This window comes from Streptomyces polyrhachis (assembly GCF_042663125.1).
GTDB classification, from domain to species: domain Bacteria; phylum Actinomycetota; class Actinomycetes; order Streptomycetales; family Streptomycetaceae; genus Streptomyces; species Streptomyces polyrhachii.
In genome coordinates this window covers 38,281-58,362 of sequence record NZ_JBHSZO010000005.1, presented here as the reverse complement: position 1 = coordinate 58,362, position 20,082 = coordinate 38,281, and the positions used below count along the sequence as shown (strand labels likewise).

At 73.9% G+C, this 20,082-nt stretch carries 18 protein-coding genes; 11 read left to right on the top strand and 7 right to left on the bottom strand.

Going from position 1 to position 20,082, the window contains the following annotated elements; translation table 11 throughout:
* Window positions 1–94: 94 nt before the first annotated feature.
* Entirely contained in the window at window positions 95–703 is a 609-nt protein-coding gene (locus ACFQLX_RS04675; RefSeq protein WP_386412213.1) for an NUDIX hydrolase, read from the top strand.
* Between the two features lie 13 nt (window positions 704–716).
* Here the strand turns inward: ACFQLX_RS04675 and ACFQLX_RS04670 are convergent, their stop codons facing one another.
* Both ACFQLX_RS04670 and ACFQLX_RS04665 read right to left on the bottom strand, forming a co-directional pair.
* Window positions 717–3,281 (bottom strand): VIT domain-containing protein, encoded by a 2,565-nt coding sequence (locus tag ACFQLX_RS04670; RefSeq protein ID WP_386412211.1) that lies wholly within the window; start codon window positions 3,279–3,281, stop codon window positions 717–719.
* A complete protein-coding gene (locus tag ACFQLX_RS04665) occupies window positions 3,278–3,967 on the bottom strand; it encodes a helix-turn-helix domain-containing protein (RefSeq protein WP_386412209.1) in 690 nt (229 codons plus the stop codon). The genes ACFQLX_RS04670 and ACFQLX_RS04665 overlap by 4 nt, the downstream gene beginning before the upstream one ends.
* A gap of 204 nt (window positions 3,968–4,171) precedes the next feature.
* On the opposite strand from ACFQLX_RS04665, the gene ACFQLX_RS04660 reads away from it, so the two are divergent.
* The 7 genes from ACFQLX_RS04660 (at window position 4,172) to ACFQLX_RS04630 (ending at window position 11,006) form a co-directional block, all read left to right on the top strand.
* Window positions 4,172–4,969, top strand: coding sequence for an SGNH/GDSL hydrolase family protein (locus tag ACFQLX_RS04660; protein WP_386412207.1), 798 nt, complete (start codon window positions 4,172–4,174; stop codon window positions 4,967–4,969).
* A gap of 77 nt (window positions 4,970–5,046) precedes the next feature.
* A complete protein-coding gene (locus ACFQLX_RS04655; protein ID WP_386412205.1) occupies window positions 5,047–6,444 on the top strand; it encodes an amidase in 1,398 nt (465 codons plus the stop codon).
* A 220-nt stretch (window positions 6,445–6,664) separates the two neighbouring features.
* The gene (locus tag ACFQLX_RS04650) at window positions 6,665–8,212 is read left to right on the top strand and encodes a sensor histidine kinase (RefSeq protein ID WP_386412203.1); all 1,548 of its coding nucleotides are present in this window, start codon (window positions 6,665–6,667) and stop codon (window positions 8,210–8,212) included.
* A gap of 20 nt (window positions 8,213–8,232) precedes the next feature.
* Complete coding sequence (locus ACFQLX_RS04645; protein WP_386412471.1) at window positions 8,233–8,625, top strand: roadblock/LC7 domain-containing protein; 393 nt, start codon at window positions 8,233–8,235, stop codon at window positions 8,623–8,625.
* Window positions 8,622–8,975 carry a DUF742 domain-containing protein gene (locus tag ACFQLX_RS04640; protein WP_386412201.1) on the top strand — a complete coding sequence of 118 codons (354 nt, stop codon included), beginning with the start codon at window positions 8,622–8,624 and terminating at the stop codon, window positions 8,973–8,975. Before ACFQLX_RS04645 ends, ACFQLX_RS04640 begins: the two co-directional genes overlap by 4 nt.
* Window positions 8,956–9,576 carry a GTP-binding protein gene (locus ACFQLX_RS04635; protein WP_386412199.1) on the top strand — a complete coding sequence of 207 codons (621 nt, stop codon included), beginning with the start codon at window positions 8,956–8,958 and terminating at the stop codon, window positions 9,574–9,576. Before ACFQLX_RS04640 ends, ACFQLX_RS04635 begins: the two co-directional genes overlap by 20 nt.
* Window positions 9,573–11,006: a cytochrome P450 gene (locus ACFQLX_RS04630; protein ID WP_386412197.1), complete on the top strand. Its 1,434-nt coding sequence runs from the start codon at window positions 9,573–9,575 to the stop codon at window positions 11,004–11,006. Before ACFQLX_RS04635 ends, ACFQLX_RS04630 begins: the two co-directional genes overlap by 4 nt.
* A gap of 51 nt (window positions 11,007–11,057) precedes the next feature.
* On the opposite strand, the gene ACFQLX_RS04625 is transcribed toward ACFQLX_RS04630, so the two are convergent.
* The gene (locus ACFQLX_RS04625; protein ID WP_386412195.1) at window positions 11,058–11,786 is read right to left on the bottom strand and encodes a class I SAM-dependent methyltransferase; all 729 of its coding nucleotides are present in this window, start codon (window positions 11,784–11,786) and stop codon (window positions 11,058–11,060) included.
* 128 nt (window positions 11,787–11,914) lie between these two features.
* Here ACFQLX_RS04625 and ACFQLX_RS04620 point away from each other — a divergent pair, with 128 nt between their 5' ends.
* Window positions 11,915–12,748, top strand: a complete 834-nt coding sequence (locus tag ACFQLX_RS04620) for a peptidoglycan-binding domain-containing protein (protein WP_386412193.1) — start codon at window positions 11,915–11,917, stop codon at window positions 12,746–12,748.
* On the opposite strand, the gene ACFQLX_RS04615 is transcribed toward ACFQLX_RS04620, so the two are convergent.
* Window positions 12,697–13,920 (bottom strand): MFS transporter, encoded by a 1,224-nt coding sequence (locus tag ACFQLX_RS04615; protein WP_386412191.1) that lies wholly within the window; start codon window positions 13,918–13,920, stop codon window positions 12,697–12,699. The two genes, ACFQLX_RS04620 and ACFQLX_RS04615, sit on opposite strands and share 52 nt — an antisense overlap.
* A gap of 83 nt (window positions 13,921–14,003) precedes the next feature.
* Between ACFQLX_RS04615 and ACFQLX_RS04610 the strand changes: the two genes are divergently transcribed.
* Both ACFQLX_RS04610 and ACFQLX_RS04605 read left to right on the top strand, forming a co-directional pair.
* The gene (locus tag ACFQLX_RS04610) at window positions 14,004–14,975 is read left to right on the top strand and encodes a helix-turn-helix domain-containing protein (protein ID WP_386412189.1); all 972 of its coding nucleotides are present in this window, start codon (window positions 14,004–14,006) and stop codon (window positions 14,973–14,975) included.
* Window positions 14,976–15,101: 126 nt separating this feature from the next.
* A complete protein-coding gene (locus ACFQLX_RS04605) occupies window positions 15,102–16,331 on the top strand; it encodes a polysaccharide deacetylase family protein (protein WP_386412469.1) in 1,230 nt (409 codons plus the stop codon).
* Between the two features lie 62 nt (window positions 16,332–16,393).
* On the opposite strand, the gene ACFQLX_RS04600 is transcribed toward ACFQLX_RS04605, so the two are convergent.
* The 3 genes from ACFQLX_RS04600 to ACFQLX_RS04590 all read right to left on the bottom strand — a co-directional run bounded on the left by ACFQLX_RS04600 (window position 16,394) and on the right by ACFQLX_RS04590 (window position 20,047).
* The gene (locus tag ACFQLX_RS04600; RefSeq protein ID WP_386412466.1) at window positions 16,394–17,515 is read right to left on the bottom strand and encodes an acyltransferase family protein; all 1,122 of its coding nucleotides are present in this window, start codon (window positions 17,513–17,515) and stop codon (window positions 16,394–16,396) included.
* Between the two features lie 157 nt (window positions 17,516–17,672).
* Entirely contained in the window at window positions 17,673–19,070 is a 1,398-nt protein-coding gene (locus ACFQLX_RS04595; protein ID WP_386412185.1) for a polysialyltransferase family glycosyltransferase, read from the bottom strand.
* Window positions 19,070–20,047 carry a glycosyltransferase family 2 protein gene (locus ACFQLX_RS04590; RefSeq protein ID WP_386412183.1) on the bottom strand — a complete coding sequence of 326 codons (978 nt, stop codon included), beginning with the start codon at window positions 20,045–20,047 and terminating at the stop codon, window positions 19,070–19,072. Before ACFQLX_RS04590 ends, ACFQLX_RS04595 begins: the two co-directional genes overlap by 1 nt.
* Window positions 20,048–20,082: the final 35 nt, after the last annotated feature.

Here is a 20,082-nt window from a genome sequence, read left to right as displayed (position 1 = left end):
CGCTCCCGCCGAAAGGACAAGTATCGCCCATCCATGACACGCAGTCAGGTCTCTTGAGGGGATCGGTCCTTGTTGGGACGGGTACGTTCACCGCGTGAACTCCAAGGAGAGCGCCTCGACCGCATGGCGGGTGCACGGTGAGCGGACGGTCTACGACAACGAGTGGGTGCAGGTCGCGCTCGCGGACGTCGAACCGCCCGGCGGCGAGCGCTTCGAGCACCACGTGGTCCGGCTGCGGCCGGCGGCGGTCACGATGCTGCTCGACGAGCGGGACCGGGTGCTGATGATCTGGCGGCACCGCTTCGTGTCCGACCGCTGGGGCTGGGAGCTGCCCGGGGGGCTGGTGGACGCCGGCGAGGAACCCCGGCAGGCCGCGGTGCGCGAGCTCCGCGAGGAGGTCGGCTACCGGGCCTCCCGGCTGCGCCACGTCACCCGCTTCCAGCCGCTGGTCGGCGCGGTGGACGCGTGGCGGGACGTCTTCGTCGGCACCGGACCGGTGCGGGTCAGCGAGCGGTGGGAGACGGCGGAGGTGGAGCGGATGACGTGGATCCCGCTGTCGTCGGTCATGGGGATGGTCACCGAGGGGGCGGTGTGGAACGCCGACACCGTGATCGCCCTGCTGTTCGTCCTGGCCGAGCGGGGATGCCGCACCGGGTGCGACTCCCGGTGCGGCGCCCCCGGTTCGGGGGCGGACGGGGCCTGAACCCCGTCCGCTGTCAGCCGCGCTTCCAGAACGGCCGGGAGGCACCCTCCTCCCGAGGGGCTCCGCCGTCGGCGGGGGCCGGGCCCGTGTCGGCGAGCAGGGATATGAGCAGGTCCACCGTGCGCTTCCAGAGGGAGGGGAGGTCCGCGGCGGGGGATTCGGCGGCGGTCAGCTCGCGGGCCAGTTCCGCCAGGTGCGCGTAGGTGCCGTCCGCCGGGTCCAGCAGCGCTGCCAGACGCGTGCCCAGGTCGGAGAGGAGGCGGCGGCGCTCCGCGGGAGCGGCGGACACGGCCGCCTCCAGGCGCGTCAACTCCGCCTGCAGCAGCGGCTGGAGGTCCGGTCCGCTCCGGCCCGCGGCCTGCTCCGGACGCGGGGCGCGCCGCGCCCTGGCGCCGCCGTGGGCTATCTCGCTCCAGGTCGGCAGCGGGGCGCCGCCCATGCTCCCCGCGCCCGGCGCCCCCGACCCCATGGGCGGCGGTGCGGGTACGCCGCCCGGCGCGCTCTGCGCGGCGGCTGCCGAGCCGGGCGCTCCCCGCCGCCCCATGCCGCCGGCAGGGGGCGCCATGGAACGGGGAGCGGAGAGGGGCATCGCATAAGCGGCGGCGGGCATCGCGGGAGCGGCAGCGGGCGCAGCCCAGCCGCTCGGGCTCTCCACCGGCTGGACCACCCGGTGCTGCGGGCCGCCCTCGGCCGCCACCCGGGAGTCGACGGCCACGAACGCCGTGAAGCGGCACAGCACTGTGAAGCGCAGTGACGTCGCCACGATGTCCTCCTCCAGGGAGCGCTCGCCCATCGTGTAGCGGTCCTCCAGGGTGCGCAGGCGGCTCCGGGCCCAGAGCGGGGCGGTCGCCCGGTCGCTCCGCGCCGTGCCCCGCACCGCGCGCTCCCACGGCTCCCCGTCGCCCGTCGTCCCGCGCAGGGTCACCACCGGATCGCCGCCGCCCGCACGCCGGTAGCGGCCCAGGATCCGCAGCGGGACCCCGGAGAAGAGCGAACCGGTGTGCGTCACCGTGCCGTCCAGCAGCTCCAGCCCCTCGGCCCGCAACGACAGCCCCGTCACCAGCGGCGCGCCGATCCGCCGATGGATCTGCTCCATCGCCTCGTCGAGGCGGTCCTCGGACTCCACCAGTTCGCACCGCCCGCCGCCGAGCGCCGCGAGCCGCCCCAGGAAACCGGCGTTGACCGCCCGGTCGATCCCCACGGTGTGGACCCGCACCCGGGAGAGGTCGGCGCCGGTCTGCTCCAGGATCTGGTCCTCGTTCCCCACCTGGCCGTCGGTGACGAGCACCAGCACCCGGTCCCGCTCGGCCGTCTCGCGGGGCGCCTCCTCCCGGCCGAGGAGCAGGTCCAGGGCCTGGCGCAGGGGCCCCAGCAGCTCCGTGCCCCCGCGGGCCTCCAGCCGGGCCAGATGCTCCACCGCGCGGTAGCGGTTGCGGTCGCCCGCCTCGGCCAGCCCCTCCGGCAGCCGCTCCGGGCGCTCGACGCGGTGGTCGAAGGAGAGCACGGTGAAGCGGTCCCGCACGGTCAGGGTGTCGACGATCCGGGCCGCCGCCCGGCGGGCGGCGACCATCTTCCACCCGCTCATGCTGCCCGAGCGGTCCAGCACCAGCACCACGTCGCGCGGCCGCCGCACCGCCTCGCCGGGCTCCGGCACCACGGTGAGCGCGAAGGTGCCGCCCTCCCCGCCGCCCTCCCCCGACTCCCGTGCGCCGTCCGCCCCTTCGGGCGCCTCGGTGTCCGCGACCAGCGCCAGTGAGTCGGAGGCGTCGAAGGCGAGGCGCAGGACGAAGTCCCGGTCCAGCCGCTCCCCGGGACGCAGCCGGACCAGCACCGCGCCGCTCTCCGGGGAGCCGTCCGCCTGAACCGTCGTCACCTCGTGCAGACTTGAGCGCAGTTCGCGCAGGCTCAGCCCCGCCGGGTCCACCCGCACCTCCAGGGAGAGGCGCACCGGGTCGGGGAAGCCCGGCAGCAGCACCGGCGGTGTGATCCGGGAGGCGTCCGGCACCGCGTCCGTGTCCGGGGCCGTGCCACTGCCCGCCGGGTCCACCGCCAGCGGGCTGCCCGGGACGTAGCGCGGGGCGACCACCAGCGGGAAGCGGAACTCCGCCGCCCCGTCCTCGTACGGCAGGGGCTGGCTCAGCGTCAGCCGCACGCGCACCCGCTCGCCCGGCGCGAGGTTCCCCACCCGGATCGTGAACACGTCCGGCCGCTCCTCCTCGGCTATCGCCGCCCGCCGGCCCTGCGCGAGCGCCCGGTCGTAGTCGGCGCGCGCCTCGCCGCGCTCCTTCAACACCCCCTCGACCACGCGGTCCTCGGCCTCCAGCCGAAACGCCGTGACCGCCGCGCGGTCCGGGAGGGGGAAGACGTACGTCGCCTCCAGGGACACGTCGAAGGGATTGCGGAAGCCCTGGACGACCTCCACCCCCGCGCTCATCCCGGCGATCCGGGCGGCCACGGCGACGCTCTCCAGCGGCAGGTTGCCGCGCTCGGTCCGCAGCGCGCCCAGCCCGGCGTCCGGCAGCGGCGCGCCCTCACCGGGCGCCAGCGGTGTGATGACGGGTGTCGTCGCAGCGTTCATCGCGAACTCCTCTCCGGATCCGTGTGCGACGGATCCGGTGGTAGGTGGGGAGACAGCTGAAGCAGACCGCGCCGGTGCAGCGCGTCGAGCAGGGGGGCCGCCGCCTCGGTGAGGACGGTGAGGTCCTCGGCGGTGGGGCGGCCCGCGGGGGTCGCCGCCAGCAGCAGCGTGACGCCGGGGGCCAGTTGGAGAGCGGGGCTGACAGTCGGGGTGAACGACCACTCGACCGGACCCCCGCACTCCTCGACCAGGGGGGCCGCGGCTGCGCTGCGGCCCTCGGCGGCCCAGAAGCGCCCGCGCGGCGGAGCCGCCGCCGCAGCCGCTGGAGTCGCGCCCGCCGCCGCACGGGCGCCCCCCGGGGCGGCCCCGTCGGCGGCAGGCAGCTCCGCCGCCTCCCGGAGCCGGCCCTCCGGCGCCCCCGCCAGCATCGTCTGGATCTCCGCGATGGAGTGCCCGCGGGCCTGCAGCCGCTTGACGGCGACGAGTTGGAGCAGATGCCGCTCCCCGTACAGCGCGACGCGGCCTCTGCGGGTCAGCGGTGGATCCACCAGCCCGATCGTGCCGTACCACCGGATCAGCCGTTCGCTCGGCAGCTCGCGCACGCGGCCGTTCGACGCGGCGCCCTCCGGGCCCAACTCCTGGGCCGCGCGCCTCGCCAGCTCACCGATCGTCCACGTCTCGCTCATTCTGCAATAGTGACAGTGTTTCGATTGCAGTGTCAAGGACCGCCGCCCACGCGCCCCGAGGGCGGTCTGCGCACCGATCGGTGGACGCGGTCCAAACGATCAAGTGGATTGCCCGAAGCGCCCATTGGCGTTTGGCATGGACACGCATAGGACAGGGTAAGGCTTTGTTACCTGTGAGTTACCAACTCTCGCCAAGGGGGTTCCATGAGAACGTCCCGCACCGTCTCGGCCCTGCTGGGCCTACTGCTCACCGCCACCGCGGTCCTGCTCGGCACGTCCCCGGCGCACGCCGCCGGGGACAACTACGTCGCCCTGGGCGACTCGTACTCCTCCGGCGTCGGCGCCGGCTCCTACGACTCGGCCAGCGGCAGCTGCAAACGCAGCACCAAGGCCTACCCGGTGCTCTGGAAGAACGCCAACGCACCCGCCTCGTTCAGCTTCCCCGCCTGCTCAGGCGCCCGCACCACCGACGTCATCAACAACCAGCTGGGGACGCTCAACTCCGCCACCAGCCTCGTCTCCATCAGCATCGGCGGCAACGACGCCGGCTTCGCCGACGCCATGACCACCTGCGTGCTCTACAGCGAGGCCACCTGCATCTCGCGCATCAACGAGGCCAAGGCATACATCTCGGGCACCCTCCCGGGCCGCCTCGACGCCGTATACAACGCCATCCGAAGCCGCGCCCCCAACGCCCACGTGGTCGTCCTGGGCTACCCCCGCTTCTACCAGCTCGGCGGCAGCTGCATCGTCGGACTGAGCGAGGCGTCCCGCTCCGCCATCAACAGCGCCTCGGACCTGCTGAGCACCGTCACCGCCGGCCGCGTCGCGAGCCACGGCTTCACCTACGGCGACGTCCGCCCGCCGTTCACCGGACACGAGATCTGCTCCGGGAGCGCCTGGCTGCACAGCGTCAACTGGTTCAACATCGGCGAGTCCTACCACCCCACCGCCTCCGGGCAGTCCGGCGGCTACTACCCCGTCCTCGAAGCGCGGCACTGAGCGGTCCGTACGGCCGGAGGGCCCCGCACCCCGGGGGCCTCTGGCCGTACCACCCGCCCCCTGCCGATACTGACCCCATGACCAACACCGTCACCGCCGTCACCGACGACATCCTCGCCACCCACGACGCCGTCGCCCTGGCCGCGCTCGTCCGCGCCGGCCACCTCAGCCCCGCCGAGCTGGCCGAGGCCGCCCGCGCCCGGGTGGAGCGGGTGGACGGGGAGCTGGCCGCCGTGGCCACCCGGCTGCCCGAGCCCGCGCTGGGGCACACCGGGCGCCTCGCCGGCGTCCCCACCTTCGTCAAGGACAACACCGACTACGCGGGCCTGCCCACCGGCCACGGCAGTGCCGCCTTCACCGCCCGCCCCGCCCGCCGCCACGCCCCCTTCACCCGCCAACTCCTCAGCTCCGGCGTGAGCGTGCTGGGCAAGACCCGCCTCCCCGAGTTCGGCTTCAACGCCACCACCGAGTTCGCCGCCGCGCCCCCGGCGCGCAACCCCTGGCACACCGGCCACTCCACCGGCGGCTCCTCCGGCGGCAGCGCGGCCCTGGTCGCCGCCGGCGCCGTACCCCTCGCGCACGCCAACGACGGCGGCGGCTCGATCCGCATCCCCGCGGCCTGCTGCGGACTCGTCGGACTGAAGGCCACCCGCGGGCGCCTGGTGGCGAACGAGGAGGGGCGCCGGCTGCCCATCGACATCATCAGCGACGGCGTGCTCACCCGGACCGTACGGGACACGGCGGCGTTCTTCGCGGCGGCCGAGGACTACCGCCCCGCCCCGGGCCTGCCCGCGCTGGGCCTCGTCGAGGGGCCGGGGAAGCGCCGGCTGCGCATCGGCCTGGTGCTGGACTCGCCGACCGGCGCCGTCACCGACGCCGAGACCCGCGCGGCCGTCACCGCCACCGCCGAGGCGCTGGAGAAGCTCGGGCACACCGTGGAGCCGGCCCGCCTGCCCCTCGCGCCGACCTTCGAGGCGGACTTCATCACCTACTGGGGCATGCTCTCCTTCCTCTGCGGCGCCATGGGCAAGCTCGCCTTCGGCCGGGGCTTCGAGGCGCGCCGGATGGACGGACTGAGCCAGGGCCTGCGCGCCCGCTACCGCGGAAGCCTCCTCAGCACCCCGGCCTTCCTGCGCCGGCTGCGCCACGGGGTGCGCGAGACGACGGCCGCCGCGTTCACCGGGCACGACCTGCTCCTCACGCCCGTACTGGCCCACACCACCCCCGAGTTGGGCCACCTCAGCCCCAACGTCCCCTACGAGGAGCTGATCGGCCGGCTGTCCTCCTACGTCGCCTTCACCCCGCTCGCCAACATCGCCGGCACCCCCGCGCTCTCCCTGCCCGGCGGCACCACCGCCGCCGGACTGCCCATCGGTGTGATGCTCTCCGCGATGCACGGCGACGAGCGCACGCTGCTGGAGACGGGCTTCGAACTGGAGGCCGTACGACCCTGGCAGCCGCTCGTCGGAAGCTGACGCGGAGTCGCCCGGCGGCGTCCTTTCGGCATCCTCGGGGGAAGCGTGGAAAACACCGGCGCGCAAGCGGTAACTTTCCTGCCTACCACGTCAGTTGCTCTTCAGGTGAATATGCCAGGAAGCGATGCGCGGCCCATGGGGAGGGGCTACGCTGCGTGCCTGTTCACCCGGCTTGACGCGACAGCCAGTTCGATGTGACCACCACAGCTTGAGGATGCCGATGGATCCCACAGGACCGGCCCCCGGGGACCGGCGCGCGACCGCCGTCTCGCCCTGGGTGATACCGCCCGCCGCACTCGCCCTGGCCACCGTGATCGCCCTGCTCGCCACCGCCTCCGGCGGCCGGGCGGCGGTCGCCTGGACCGGCGGCCTCGCCACCGCGCTGACGGCCTTCCTCTCCCTCGTGGTGGACCAGCGCACCCGGACGCTGACGGCCCTGCGCGGGGAGTACGCCGGCCAGGAGGCGACCGCCCGCCGCCGCCTCACCCAGCACGAGGCGGAGACGGCCCGCCTCGCCGCGCTGCTCCCCGAGGCCGTGCAGCGGCTGCAGAAGGGCGAGTTCGCCGAGGACGTCCTCGGCGGGGTGCGCTACGACCCCGCCGTGGCCCCCGAGTTCCGCGCCGCCCACGAGGCGGCCCTGCGCGCGGTCGTCGAGGCCATCCAGAACGCCGAGGACCTGCGCGAGTCCGCCGAGCGCGGCTTCGTCAACATCGCCCGCCGCGTCCAGGCCATCGTCCACCAGCAGGCCCAGGGCCTGCGGGAGATGGAGCAGCGCCACGGCCAGGACCACCAGGTCTTCGCCGACCTGCTCAAGCTCGACCACGGTACGGCCCTGGTCGGCCGCCTCGCCGACAGCATCGCGGTGCTCGGCGGCGACCGCCCCGGCCGGCGCTGGAGCAAGCCCGTCCCGCTCTACAGCGTGCTGCGCGGCGCCATGTCGCGCATCACCGACTACCAGCGCGTCGAGCTGCACCCGGTCTCCGAGGTCGCCGTCGTCGGCCCCGCCGTCGAGCCCCTCATCCACGCCCTGGCCGAGCTGCTCGACAACGCCACCCGCTACTCCCCGCCGCGCACCAAGGTCCATCTCACCGCCGGCGAGGTCCAGTCGGGCATCGCCATCGAGATCGAGGACGGCGGCGTCGGCCTCAGCGAGGAGGCCCGCGAGCGCGCCGAGCGGATGCTCCGCGAGGCCCAGGCGGGCATCGACCTGCACGACCTGGGGGAGACCCCGCGCCTGGGCCTGGCGGTCGTCGGCCGGCTCGCCCAGGCGTACGACCTGACGGTGGCCCTGCGCTCCTCCGCCTACGGCGGCGTGCGCGCGGTGCTCATCGTCCCCGCCGCCCTGGTCACCTCCACCCCGGCGACCGATGCCGCGCACGGGATCGGCACGACCTCGGGCCCGCGGCCCCTGGGCGGCGCCCCGCAGCCCCCCGAGCGCCGCCGGGTGCCCGGCCCGCAGGCATCCCCGCCCGCCGGGAGCCTCGCGGCCCCGACGGCCAACGGTCTGCCCCAGCGGCGCCGGCGCCTGCCCGCGGCCCCGCCCGCGGAGCCGGCCGGCGGCGCGGCCCCGGCCTCCCCCGCAAGGCCCGCGGGACCCGCGGGAACGACCACCGCCTCCGAGCCCGCCGCCGACACGGGCGAACCGGGCCTGTGGCTGGGGGACTTCACGGACGCCCTGGCCGGAAGGGACCCGGTGCCCGGCGCCGCGGCCCCCCAGAGTGGTGACGAGTCAACCGACGAGCGCGACGAGCGCGACAAGAGGGAGTAGCCGTGGTGCGCCGAGCGGATATGGACTGGATGCTCAAGGACCTCGCCGAGAGCGTTCCGCAGACCCGCCACGTGGTCGTGCTCTCGTCGGACGGACTGCGCATCGCCCAGCACGACACCGAGCCCGACACCGCGGACCGGCTGGCGGCGGCCTGCGCCGGCCTGCAGAGCCTGTCGCGGTCGATCTCGGACGTCTTCCCGGGCAGCAGCCGACTGCTGAAGATGATCGTGATCGAAGTGGACGGCGGCTTCTTCTACCTGATGGCGGCCGGCTCCGGCGCCTATCTGGCGGTGGCGGCCGACGAGGGTGTGGACGCGGGCCTGATGGGACGGCGGATGCGCGACCTGGTGGCGCGCATCGGCTCCCATCTCACCAGCCCGCCACGCAGCACGGCCGACGGAACGGCCATATGAGCGACGAGGATCACGCGTGGTACGAGGCGGGACCCGAACGGCTCTACGTGATCACCGGTGGCCGCACCGGTGAGACCGCCAAGGAGCCGCTCGACCTCGTCACGCTGGTCATCGCGCGCGCCGGGCCGCCGCACGGGCTACCACCCGAGCAGTCCGCGATCCTGCGGCTGTGCACCGCCCCGATCTCGATCGCCGAGGTCGCGGCGTACCTGAAGCTGCCCTTCAGCGTCGTGAGCGTCCTCCTGGGCGACCTGCTCGCCCGGGAGCTGATCGTGACCCGCTCCACCGTGCCCCCCGTCGCCGACATGAGCCTCATCGAGGAAATCATCCATGGGCTTGAACAGCTTTGACGCGGTGGCCGGTCCCCGGCCGCAGGACGTACTGCCGGAATCGGCGAGCGTCGCCGTGAAGATAGTGGTGGTCGGCGGCTTCGGGGTGGGCAAGACCACCCTGGTCGGCGCGGTCAGCGAGATCGCGCCGCTGACCACCGAGGAGACGATGACGCAGGCCGGCGCCGGCGTCGACGACCTCTTCGGGGTGGAGGAGAAGAGCGCCACCACGGTCGCCATGGACTTCGGCCGCATCAGCCTCAACGACCGCCTGGTCCTCTACCTGTTCGGCACCCCCGGCCAGCAGCGCTTCTGGTTCCTGTGGAACGGCCTCTTCGAGGGCGCGCTCGGCGCCGTCGTCCTGGTCGACACCCGCCGGCTGGAGTCCTGCTTCGACGTGCTGGGCCGGCTGGAGGAGGGCGGGGTGCCCTTCATCGTGGCCGTCAACCAGTTTCCCGACGCACCGCAGCACTCGCTCGAGGACATCCGCCTGGCCCTCGACCTCTCCCCGGACGTCCCCCTCGTCGGCGCCGACGTGCGCCACCGGGAGGCGGGCCGGGACGTCCTGCTGGCGCTGCTGCGCCGACTGCACACCCTCGCCCAGCCCTTGGAGGCACGGTGACCGCGACCCCGCACGACTCCGCAGACGGCCTCCCGGCGCCCCCGCCCGGCTGCCCCGCCCACATACCCGGCCCCCGCTCCCAGGAGGGCCCGACCCGGCTCTACGGGCCCGAGGTGGAGCACGACGCCCCCGCCCTGTACGAGAAGCTGCGCGCCGAGCACGGCGGCGTGGCCCCCGTACTGGTGCAGGGCGACGTACCGGCGTGGCTGGTCCTCGGCTACCGGGAGAACCTGGACGTCAGCCGCAACCCCACCCGCTTCTCCCGCGACTCGCGGCTGTGGCGCGAGGCCCGCGAGGGCCGCGTCGCCATCGACAACCCGCTGCTGCCCATCACGATGTGGCAGCCGCTGTGCGCCTTCCTCGACGGCGAGGAGGCCAAGCGGCTGCGCGTGGCCGTCACCGAGTCGCTGAACCGGATGGACCGGCGCGGCATCCGCCGCTACGTCACCCGCTACGCCGACCAGCTGATCGACTCCTTCGCCGCCCGGGGCCACGCGGACCTCCAGGCGGACTTCGCCGGCGTGCTGCCCATGCTGGTGATGACCAAGCTGCTCGGCATGTCCGACTCCTACGGACCCCAACTCCTGGACGCCGCCCGGGACATGGTGCAGGGCACCGAGACGGCCATCGCCAGCAACGCCTTCATCGTCACGGCCCTGAGGGAACTCGTCGCCGCCAAGAAGGAGCTGCCCGGCGACGACTTCGCGAGCTGGCTGATCGCGCACGGCTCGGCGCTGGGCGACGAGGAACTGGTCGAGCACCTGCGCCTGGTGCTCATCGCCGCCTACACCACCACCGGCAACCTGATCGCCAACACCCTGCACATGGTCCTCACCGACCAGCGCTTCCGCGGCAACCTGGCCGGCGGCCACATGACGCTGCCCGACGCACTGGAGCAGGTCCTGTGGGACGCGCCGCCGTTCACCGCGGTGTACGGGCGCTGGGCGACCGGTGACACGGAGCTGGCCGGGCACCGCATCAAGGAGGGGGACATGCTGGTGCTGGGCCTGGCCGCGGGCAACGCCGACCCCGCGATCCGCCCCGACCCCTCGGTGCCGGTCCACGGAAACCGCTCCCACCTGGCCTTCAGCGGCGGCCCGCACGAGTGCCCGGGTCAGGACATCGGCCGTGCGATAGCCGACACGGGCGTGGACGCGCTCCTCGCCCGGCTGCCGGACCTGCGCCTGACCGTCGACGGGGGTGAGCTGCGGTGGCGTACCTCGCTGCTTTCCCGCGAACTCGTCTCGCTGCCGGTGGAGTTCACGCCGATGGACCCCGCGGCGGTGGGCCAGGCGCACGCCGCCGGCCACCCCGACCCCGCCTCCGACGACGCGCTGCTCCCGGTGCCGGTCACGCAGGGCGCCGCGCCCGTGCAGAGCGGTCCGGTGCCGTGGTGGCAGGGGCTCCTGCGGTGGATCAGGGGCGTCTGAGGCCGGCGGTCTGAGCCCGCACCGCCGGTGGGCGCCCCCGCGACGGGGCGCTCACCGGGCGCGGGCGACCACCAGCCGGCACCGCGGGCTGCCGTCCGCGCGCAGCCCCGGCCCCGCCAGCGCCACCGTCGACACCTCGAAGCCGGCCGCCTCCAACTCCCGGCGCACGTGCGGCAGTCGGAAGGTCCGGTAGTACATCACGAACCTCGGCCGCCACAGCGCGTTGCGCAGCCGCATCACCGCGTCGAAGCCGTACACCGTCCAGTACCCGGCCGAGCCGACGCGCGGCGGGGCGGCGACGGGGAAGGCGAACACGCCGCCGGGGCGCAGCACCGAGCGCACCTCGGCGAAGAGCGCGGGGAGTTCACGCGGCAGGAAGTGCCCGAAGGCCCCGAAGCCGGTGACGAGGTCGAAGTCCGCACCGAAGGGCAGCCGCCGCACGTCGGTGCGCACCCACCCCGTCCGCGGGCCCGTCGGCGCGGTGCCGTACGCCGCGCGGGCGCGCTCCAGCATGCCGGCGCTGAAGTCCACGCCGACCACCCGCTCCGTACACACCCCCCGCAGCACGCCGACGCCCGCGCCCGTACCGCAGCAGTGGTCGAGCCCGCTGCCGAACGGGCCCAGGCGGCGCAGGACACCGCCCACCGCGTCCAGGACGGTGTCCGGGGTGCGGAAGGGCGTGCGGTCGAACTTGGGCGCGAGCAGGTCGTAGCCGCGCTCCACCGAGGAGAGCGCCTGGACGGCGAGTTCGCGCAGGGTGGGTCCGCCTGAGGAGAACATCGCTGAGCACACTAGCCGGTACGCGGGGATACGCGGGGATACGCGGGATGTCCGGTGGCAGTCGTGTGCCCGGCGGTTCTCCATTAGAGTCCGATGTCAGCCGGATGTTCGCGAAGGGGGCCGGACCGGTGGAATCAGAGATACGCCGGACGATCAGGCACGGCACGGAGCCGGGGCCCGAGGTCGCCGACCTCGGACTCTTCACCACCGAGTATCCGCAGGCGCCGCACCCGGGCGCCGAGTTGGTCCGCTACGAGCCGCCCGGCGCCGAGGTCGTGCCGTACCGGAGGGCCGGCCGCGGCGGACGCGGCAGCCACCGCGCCCCCGGCGCGCTGGGCAGCCCGCCGGCCGTGCTCGGCGCGCTGCTCGCCGTCGGTGTCATCGCCTGCCTCATGGCGCTGGGGATGAAGGTCTTCCAGGACACCGACCGGACGACCGAGGTGCTGCCCGACCCGAGCACCTCGGCGATGGAGCTGCCGCCGGACGCCACCCCGTCGCAGGAGCCCTCGAAGGGCTCGAAGAAGGCGCCCCCGAAGGACGCGCGCAGCGCGGAGCCCGGCGCCTCCACCGGCGCCCCGAGCGCCACCCCGGACGCGTCCTCCCGCTCGGCCGCCCCCGGCGCGGGCGGGGGCCCCGACCCCACCCGGCCGGGCACGGCCGCCGCGCCGCCACCCGCGCCCGCCGCGCCGTCCGCCCCGCCGAGCGCGCCGGCCACCACCGGGCCCCCGCCGCCGGCCGGCCCCACGCTCGGCCGCGGGGACACGGGCGCCGAGGTCCAGGAGCTCCAACTGCGCCTGGGGCAGCTGGGCTTCTACGAGGAGCAGCCCGACGGCACGTACGACACGGGCACCCGCGGCGCCGTCCACGACTACCAGCGCAGCCGGGGTGTCTACGCCGACCCGGCGGGTGTCTACGGCCCGGCGACCCGCGCCGCGCTGGAGTCGGAGACCTCCTCGCCGTAGCCGCCGGCCTCCTGGGGGCGCCGGCGCAGCCCCGGCGCGAGCGCCAGGGTGACGGCTATCGACGCGGCCGCCATCACCGGGATCGCCACCGCCGGGGAGAGCAGCGTCGCCAGCGCGCCCGCCAGCGCGGCGCCCACCCCCTGCATCGTCAGCATCCCCGCCGTTTGCAGCCCCTGCGTCTGGCCCGTCAGGGACGGCGGCGTGAGCTGCGCCAGCCGCTCCTGCAGCAGCAGCGTCGCCGAGAAGCCCACCGAGGCGAGCGCCGCCGCCGACGCGGCGAGCGGTGCCGAGGGGTGCAGGAGGAACACCAGGTACGGCACGGCGAGCAGCAGCCGCAGCGGCGCCGCCAGCCGCTCACGCCACGTCGCCGTGAGGAAGCGGCCGACGAGCAGGTACCCGGCGAACATCCCGGCCGCCGCGGCGGCGTACAGCACCCCGGCGTGCCCGGGCGCGTAGGAGACGAAGAGCGCCTCGCAGCCCACGACGAGGCCGTTGGGCACCCAGCTGGCCAGCAGGACGTAGCGGCGCGCCGCCGAGGACCACAGCACCGCGTTCACCCGCCAGGTCTCGCGCACCGACGGGCGCCCCGCGGCCCGCGCCGCCCGCCGCCGCAGCCCGCAGCGCGCGAGGAGCGCCGAGGCGGCGTACAGCCCCGAGCACAGCAGCAGGACGGTGCGCTCCGGGAGGAACTGCAGCAGGACGCCGCCTAGTGCGAAACCGCCTACCTGCATCGTGCTGTTGGCCATGTTGAGCACCGAGCGTCCCAGTACGTAGCCTTCCGCCGGCAGTACGTCCGCGAGCAGCCCCAGCCGCACCCCGGTGCCCACCGAGCCGACCGCCCCCGCCACCAGCAGCACCCCGAAGAGCGCCGCCGGCGGCAGCCCCGGCACGGCCAGCGCCGCCTCCCCGGCGGCGAAGACCAGCGCGACGGAGCACAGCGCGGCCCGGGGCGGCAGCCGGTCGGCGGCGGACATCAGGAAGGTGGCGCCCAGGAGTTGGGCGAAGGCGGCGCCGAACATGCTCAGCGCGGAGAGCAGCGGCGAGTCGGTCGTACGGAAGACGAGGGTGCCGAGTGCGAGGACGCCCACGGTCGTCGCGGCGCTCTGGATCAGGGCGAGGAGGAGGAGCGGGGTGAACTGCGGGGTGGCGAGGAGCTGCCGGTAGGTGCGCATGGAGGGGAGTCTCGGACCGGCCGCCACCGCGGCGTTACTGTTTCGCGGCACGGCGAAACGAACTGCGGCGGGGGAGCGGTGACATGGGCTACTGGCGACTGGACGCCGACACCCTCGCGGGCGGGCGCTTCGCCCTCTCCCCGCTCAGCGAGGCCGTCGCCGCCTTCATGTCCCTGGAGCGCCCCAAGCCCGCCGACCCGGGCGAGCTGAGCTGGCGTGCGGACCATCTCCCCGGCTACCGCGCCCACGTGGCGGCCCGCCCCGTCACCGCACAGCTCGCCGACGCGGCGCTGGGCCACCGCAACTGGCTGGCCGACTTCCTCACCCCCGTGCCCTCCTTCGACGGCGCCCGCACCTTCGAGGAGGAGCTGGCCGACATCCGCCGCACCCCGCCCGGGCGGGCCCGCGCCCACCTGGTCGTCTCCCGCCCCGGCCCGCTGCCCCCCGCGCTGGACCGCGACGACCTCCCCGGGCTGCTCGCCGACCTGCTGGAGTGGGTCTGGACGCACACCGTGCTGCCCACCTGGCCGCGCCGCCGCCGGATCCTGGAGGCGGACGTCGTGGCCCGCACCCGCCGGCTCACCGAGGGCGGCTGGGCGGCCGTACTGGACGACATGCGGCCCGGCATGCGCTGGCTGGGGGAGAGCCGGCTGCAGATCAACGCGCACGACCACCCGCCGCAGGACCTCTCCGGGCGGCGGCTGCTCTTCGTGCCGGTCACCCCGCACCGGGGCTGGGTGTCCTACGACCACGCCGGCAAGTACGCGGTGGTGTACCCCTGTTCGGGCGTGCTGGCCGAGGCCGGCCGCACCGCCGTCCCCGCCGCGCTGGCCGCCCTCCTGGGCCCGGCGCGCGCGGCCGTGCTCGAACTCCTGGGCACCCCGCTGAGCACGACCCAGCTCACCGCGCTCACCGGTCAGGGCCTGGGCTCGGTGGGCCGGCACCTGCGGGTGCTGCTGGACGCCCGCCTCGTCGCCCGCCGGCGCTCCGGGCGCTCGGTGCTGTACTTCCGTACGGCCGCGGGGGACGTACTGGTGCGGGCGCAGCAGGACTGAGCGGCGGCGGCCTGGCGGCCACGACACGGAAATCAGCAAAAGAGTGAATAAGTCTGATTGATGGGACTTTCGGGTTATCTCTCTATGTGTTCGGTCGACTGGAGAGGTGGCCCTGTGTACAACCCCATGCGTCTGGCCCTCGCGGCCTGCACCGCCGCGGCACTCACCGCCGGAGTCGCCGGCTGCGCCGCCGGCGGCACGCAGGCGGACGGCGAGGCCGCGGCCGGCAAAGCCCACAAGGCGGCCGCGGCCGTCAGCAACGGCAAGCCGCTGCGGCTGATCGGCGACGGCTCCACGGCCTACACCGGCCGCCAGCCCGACCAGCCCAAGTTCACCCGCCTCAAGCCCGGTGAGAAGCCCCCGCAGTTCGTCGTCTACTCCTGGGACGGCGCCGGCGAGGACGGCTCCGGCCTCTTCCAGCACTTCCGCGAGGTCGGTAAGAAGTACGACGCCACCATGACGTTCTTCCTCAGCGGCCTGTACGTGCTCCCCGAATCCAAGCGCACCGAGTACACCGCCCCCGGCCACGCCCCCGGCGCCTCCGACATCGGCTTCCTCAACGACCTGCACGTCAAGCAGACCCTGGAGCAGGTCGGCGCCGCATGGATGGACGGCCACGAGATCGGCACCCACTTCAACGGCCACTTCTGCGGCCCCACCGGCGTCGACAGCTGGTCGGTGGAGGACTGGAAGAGCGAGATCAGCCAGGCCAAGCGCTTCGTCAAGAGCTGGAAGACCACCACCGGCGACCGCAGCTCCGCCCCGCTGCCCTTCGACTACGACAAGGAGCTGACCGGCGCGCGCACCCCCTGCCTGGAGGGCCGCAAGAACCTGGTGAAGGCCGCGAGCGAGCTGGGCTGGCGCTACGACACCAGCGGCGTCAACCTCCAGGTCTGGCCGAAGAAGGGCCCGGAGGGCCTGTGGGACCTGTCCATGCAGACGGTGCCCTTCCCCGGCAGCAAGTACGAGGCGCTGACCATGGACTACAACTACAAGGTCAACCCGAACATCACCCCGGCCACCGCCGAGGCCCAGGTCTACCGCAGCCTGATGCTGGGCTTCGACCGCTCCTACGCCGGCAACCGGGCGCCGCTGATCATCGGCAACCACTTCGAGCAGTGGCACGGCGGCGCGTACATGCGGGCCGTGGAGAACACCATCAAGAGCATCTGCCCGCGCCCCGACGTGCAGTGCGTCTCCTTCCGCCAGCTCGCCGACTGGCTGGACGCCCAGGACCCGGCCGTACTGGCCAAACTCCAGCAGCTCCAGGTCGGCCAGCAGCCGGGCGAGGGCTGGCAGAGCTACCTCACCCCGGCGAAGCCCGCCACCCGCGAACGGACCCCGGCCACTGCCTGACGCGGACGCCGAAACGGCCCGTCCCCCGGCGCGGGGGCGGGCCGTTTCGGCGTCCGGGTGTCTCACGCCCCCTTGCGCAGCGCCGCGTTCAGCCGGGCGCTCTGGGCGGTCATGGTCCGCTTCAGACGCGGGCCGAGCGGCTTCTCCACGTATCGGTGGATCAGCCACGCGAGGGTCAGCAGGCCGCCGACCGAGACGAGCAGCGTCGGGATCGGCGCCAGCCCCCAGTCCCGGTGCAGGACCCGGATGAAGAACCAGCCCAGGTGCTCGTGCACCAGGTAGAACGGATAGGTCAGCGCGCCCGCGACGGTGAGCCAGCGCCAGTTCGCCCAGCGCAGCCACCCCAGCGCCACCGCGGCGACCGACAGGAACGCGGCGGCGACGATCAGCTGGATCACGTACGGGGAGCGGTGGAAGTCACCCCCCATGCCCGGGTGCCAGAGCGCGGTCACGGAGTAGCGCTGGCCGAGCAGGAAGCTCATCGCGACGATGCCCCACAGCAGGAGGTCGCTGCCGTAGCGGTGGATCAGGTACAGGGCCAGGCCGCCGATGAAGAACGGCGCGTGGTCGCGCATGACCAGCTCGTCCGTCAGCGGGGTGCCGGCGACTCGGGCGAGCACCCCCGCGAACGTCCACAGGCAGCAGAAGACCACCACCCGGCGGTAGGTGACGCCGCGCCAGACGACGAAGAGCGCGAACAGCACGTAGAAGCGCAGCTCGACCCAGAGCGTCCAGCACACCCCCAGCACCCGGTCCGCGCCCATGGGCTGCTGCAGCATCGTCAGGTTGAGCAGCAGCTCGTCCGTGCGCAGGGGTTCCACGACGACCGGCAGGGCGACCGCGGCCGCCGTCACCAGGACGATCGCCGCCCAGTACGCCGGGTAGAGGCGCACGACCCGGGACCGGAAGAAGTCGCCCAGTGAACGCCCCCAGCTGCTCATGCAGATGACGAAACCGCTGATGACGAAGAAGAACTGCACACCCAGGCAGCCGTAGACGGCCGCCTGGGACAGGGTCGGGAACAGCAGGCCCGGCGACTGCCCCCAGGACTCGGCGACCGTGCCGCTCTTCCCCGCGAAGTGGTACAGGCAGACCATGAGGGCGGCCAGGATGCGCAGTCCGTCAAGGGCCCGCATCCGGCTCGCGCCGGAGCGCGGGGCGGACAGGACGGGTGAGGCGGACAGGTCGGACGGTGCGGCCACCGTGGTGGTCCGGATCGTCGTGGGCGCTTCGGCCACGGGGGAAGGCTCCTCTCCCGGAACGGGCCGGGCCGTGCGGAATCACTGGAATCTGCGGTGCGTCAGGCGGGGGCATCCGGTGGCCGGCGGCCGGTGCAAAGGCTCAGCCGGTCGCCGCCTGCTTCAGGGCGCGGGCCTTGCGGGCGAGCCGGCGCACCGCGGGACTGCGCGGGATGAACGCCAGTCGCGCGGGCACACCCCCGGGCAGCGCCAGCCTGGTGAGCCGCCGCCGCTGGAAGTAGCGCCCCATGACGGCGTGGCGCTCCAGGAGGTAGCGCTCCGCTTCGGCGTGCAGCCCGGCCTGGAGCTGCGGCTGCATGGCGTAGCCGACCGCGTTGACCAGGCGGGACAGCTCGCCCCTGACCTCCGCGGCGGAGGGCAGCGACCAGCTGGTGACCGCGGCCGGGTCCTCGAGGTCGGGCAGGAGTGCGTCGACGATCGTCAGCGGGATGCGGTTGCTGTTCTCGTACGGAGTGAGCTCCTCCAGCAGGGGGCCGGTGCCGACGCGGGCGACCGGGAGGCCGTAGAAGGCGGCGGCGGTCAGCAGAGCGGTGGAGAAGCAGCTGACGACCAGGGCCGGGCGCATGGTCTCGAACAGCGTCTCGGCGAGGACCGGGCTGTCCAGGACGGTGAGGTCGGCGCCGAGCCGCCGCGCCTCCTCCTCCAGCGCCCGCGTCCAGTGGGCCGGCGCGCTGGGGTGCGGCTTGAAGACGACGCGGGTGTGGCCGAGGGCGACGGCGCCGCGCAGCATCCGCGCGTGCAGTTCCTCCTCCTCCCGCAGCGTGATCAGGTCCAGCGCGGCGAGGTACTGGCCGAGCAGCAGGGCCGGGGCACCGCCGTCGCCCTCGCCGGAGGCGGGGAGTGGGGTGTCCGCCGAGTCGGCGAGTTCGGCCAGCACCTTCAGGAAGACGTCGGTCGGGACGATCTCGGAACCGACGCCGAACTCGGTGAGCAGCAGCGGTCGCAGCCCCGGCACCAGGTCCAGGTGGAGCAGCCGGCGGATCCGGGTGCCGACCAGCTGGTTGAGCTTGCTGCGGGTGGGTCCGTAACTCATCAGCCCGTCGGCGTAGATGTGCACCGGGCTGTCGCCGAAGACCGTCGTGAGGGCCTGGGCGGGGTTGGCCTGGATGGACTCGCAGGCGAGCTCCACCTCCTCGTCGCCGAGGTCCCACTCCCGGCGTACGGCCCGCTCCCACAGCGAGGCGTCCTGCGCCCGGGGCGACCAGCCCGCGGGATGGAAGGGGCGGATGAAGTCGTTCCAGGAGTGCACCGCGTCGAACTCGCCGGCCAGGCCCCCGAATCCGGGCCTGAGGTGGAGCGGGGTGCCCAGTTCGGGGGAGGGCGAGGTGTCACTGACGACGAGGATGCGCCGGTGCTGCGACCGCGGACCGAACAGGCCCGCGCGCAGCGCCGCGACGAGGGTGGCGGCAGCGTACTGCGTGCACGCGGAGAATATCTGGGTGGTGGACCGGCCGGTCGGCGCGGTGGGTGTACCGGGCATCAGGCCGCGGCCTCCTGGGAGACGGGACGACGGCGTACGCGGCGCAGTTGGCCGGCACGGTGGTCGTCCAGTGAGTTCAGCGTGGCGGTGAGAGTGTCCTGGGGCATCCGCCGCAGGGCGGCCGCGCTCATGGAGCGCAGTTTCCGTGCCACCGCGGGCTCGAACCTCTCGATGGACTGCAGGTGGTGCGCCATCACCGCGCAGTAGGTGCGGATCGCCTTCGGCAGCAGCAGCTCGGCCTCCGCGTCCTGTGCGGTCTCCTCGACGACCTGGTCGAAGGCCCTGATGAAGTCGAGCTGGCGCACGTCGCCGATCTGGGTGAGGGACGAGGCGACCCCGCGCCGGTAGAAGATCCCCGGAAGACCGACCGCCGCGAACGAGCGGGCCTCGCGGTGCAGGCGCCAGATCCAGGGCCGATCCTCGGCCGTGCGCAGCCCGTCCCGGAACCGCAGCACCCCCGAGTCCACGAGCCTGCGGTGGTAGGCGCCGGCCCAGGCGTACGCGTAGTCCACCGGCGTCGAGCGATCCGCCGGCAGGATCACGTCGCGCGGCCGTACGACGGTGTTGCGCAGGCCGTACGGAACCGGGTGGACGGTACGTGTCCGGTCGGTGAACTGCACGTGGTCCGTACGGACGAAGTCGCAGCCCAGAGTCGTGATGGCGGCCAGCAGCCGCTCGTAGTGGCCGGGGACGGCCCAGTCGTCGCCGTCGAGGAAGGTGAGGTACTCGCCGCGCGCCGCGTCGATCCCCGTGTTGCGCGCGGTGGCCAGGCCCCCGTTCTTCTCGTGCCTGATCAGGACGACGCCGGGGATCTCGCGCTCGGCGCGCTGGAGGATCTCCAGCGTTCCGTCGGTCGAGCAGTCGTCGACGAGGATGAACTCGAAGTCACTCTGGGCGTTGGCCCGCAGACTTCGCAGGGTTTCGGGAGCGTATGTCCGTACGTTGTAGAACGGCACGACGACAGAGAGTTTGACCACGTGCCACACGCTAGACGGGAGCCCGCCGTTCCCCT

What these genes read in the sequence shown, in the direction of transcription:
- ACFQLX_RS04670 (WP_386412211.1), bottom strand. Translation starts at nt 3,281, where the DNA reads ATGAACGCTGCGACGACACCCGTCATCACACCGCTGGCGCCCGGTGAG.
- ACFQLX_RS04665 (WP_386412209.1), bottom strand. Translation starts at nt 3,967, where the DNA reads ATGAGCGAGACGTGGACGATCGGTGAGCTGGCGAGGCGCGCGGCCCAG.
- ACFQLX_RS04660 (WP_386412207.1), top strand. Translation starts at nt 4,172, where the DNA reads ATGAGAACGTCCCGCACCGTCTCGGCCCTGCTGGGCCTACTGCTCACC.
- ACFQLX_RS04655 (WP_386412205.1), top strand. Translation starts at nt 5,047, where the DNA reads ATGACCAACACCGTCACCGCCGTCACCGACGACATCCTCGCCACCCAC.
- ACFQLX_RS04650 (WP_386412203.1), top strand. Translation starts at nt 6,665, where the DNA reads ATGGATCCCACAGGACCGGCCCCCGGGGACCGGCGCGCGACCGCCGTC.
- ACFQLX_RS04645 (WP_386412471.1), top strand. Translation starts at nt 8,233, where the DNA reads ATGGACTGGATGCTCAAGGACCTCGCCGAGAGCGTTCCGCAGACCCGC.
- ACFQLX_RS04640 (WP_386412201.1), top strand. Translation starts at nt 8,622, where the DNA reads ATGAGCGACGAGGATCACGCGTGGTACGAGGCGGGACCCGAACGGCTC.
- ACFQLX_RS04635 (WP_386412199.1), top strand. Translation starts at nt 8,956, where the DNA reads ATGGGCTTGAACAGCTTTGACGCGGTGGCCGGTCCCCGGCCGCAGGAC.
- ACFQLX_RS04625 (WP_386412195.1), bottom strand. Translation starts at nt 11,786, where the DNA reads ATGTTCTCCTCAGGCGGACCCACCCTGCGCGAACTCGCCGTCCAGGCG.
- ACFQLX_RS04615 (WP_386412191.1), bottom strand. Translation starts at nt 13,920, where the DNA reads ATGCGCACCTACCGGCAGCTCCTCGCCACCCCGCAGTTCACCCCGCTC.
- ACFQLX_RS04610 (WP_386412189.1), top strand. Translation starts at nt 14,004, where the DNA reads ATGGGCTACTGGCGACTGGACGCCGACACCCTCGCGGGCGGGCGCTTC.
- ACFQLX_RS04605 (WP_386412469.1), top strand. Translation starts at nt 15,102, where the DNA reads ATGCGTCTGGCCCTCGCGGCCTGCACCGCCGCGGCACTCACCGCCGGA.
- ACFQLX_RS04595 (WP_386412185.1), bottom strand. Translation starts at nt 19,070, where the DNA reads ATGCCCGGTACACCCACCGCGCCGACCGGCCGGTCCACCACCCAGATA.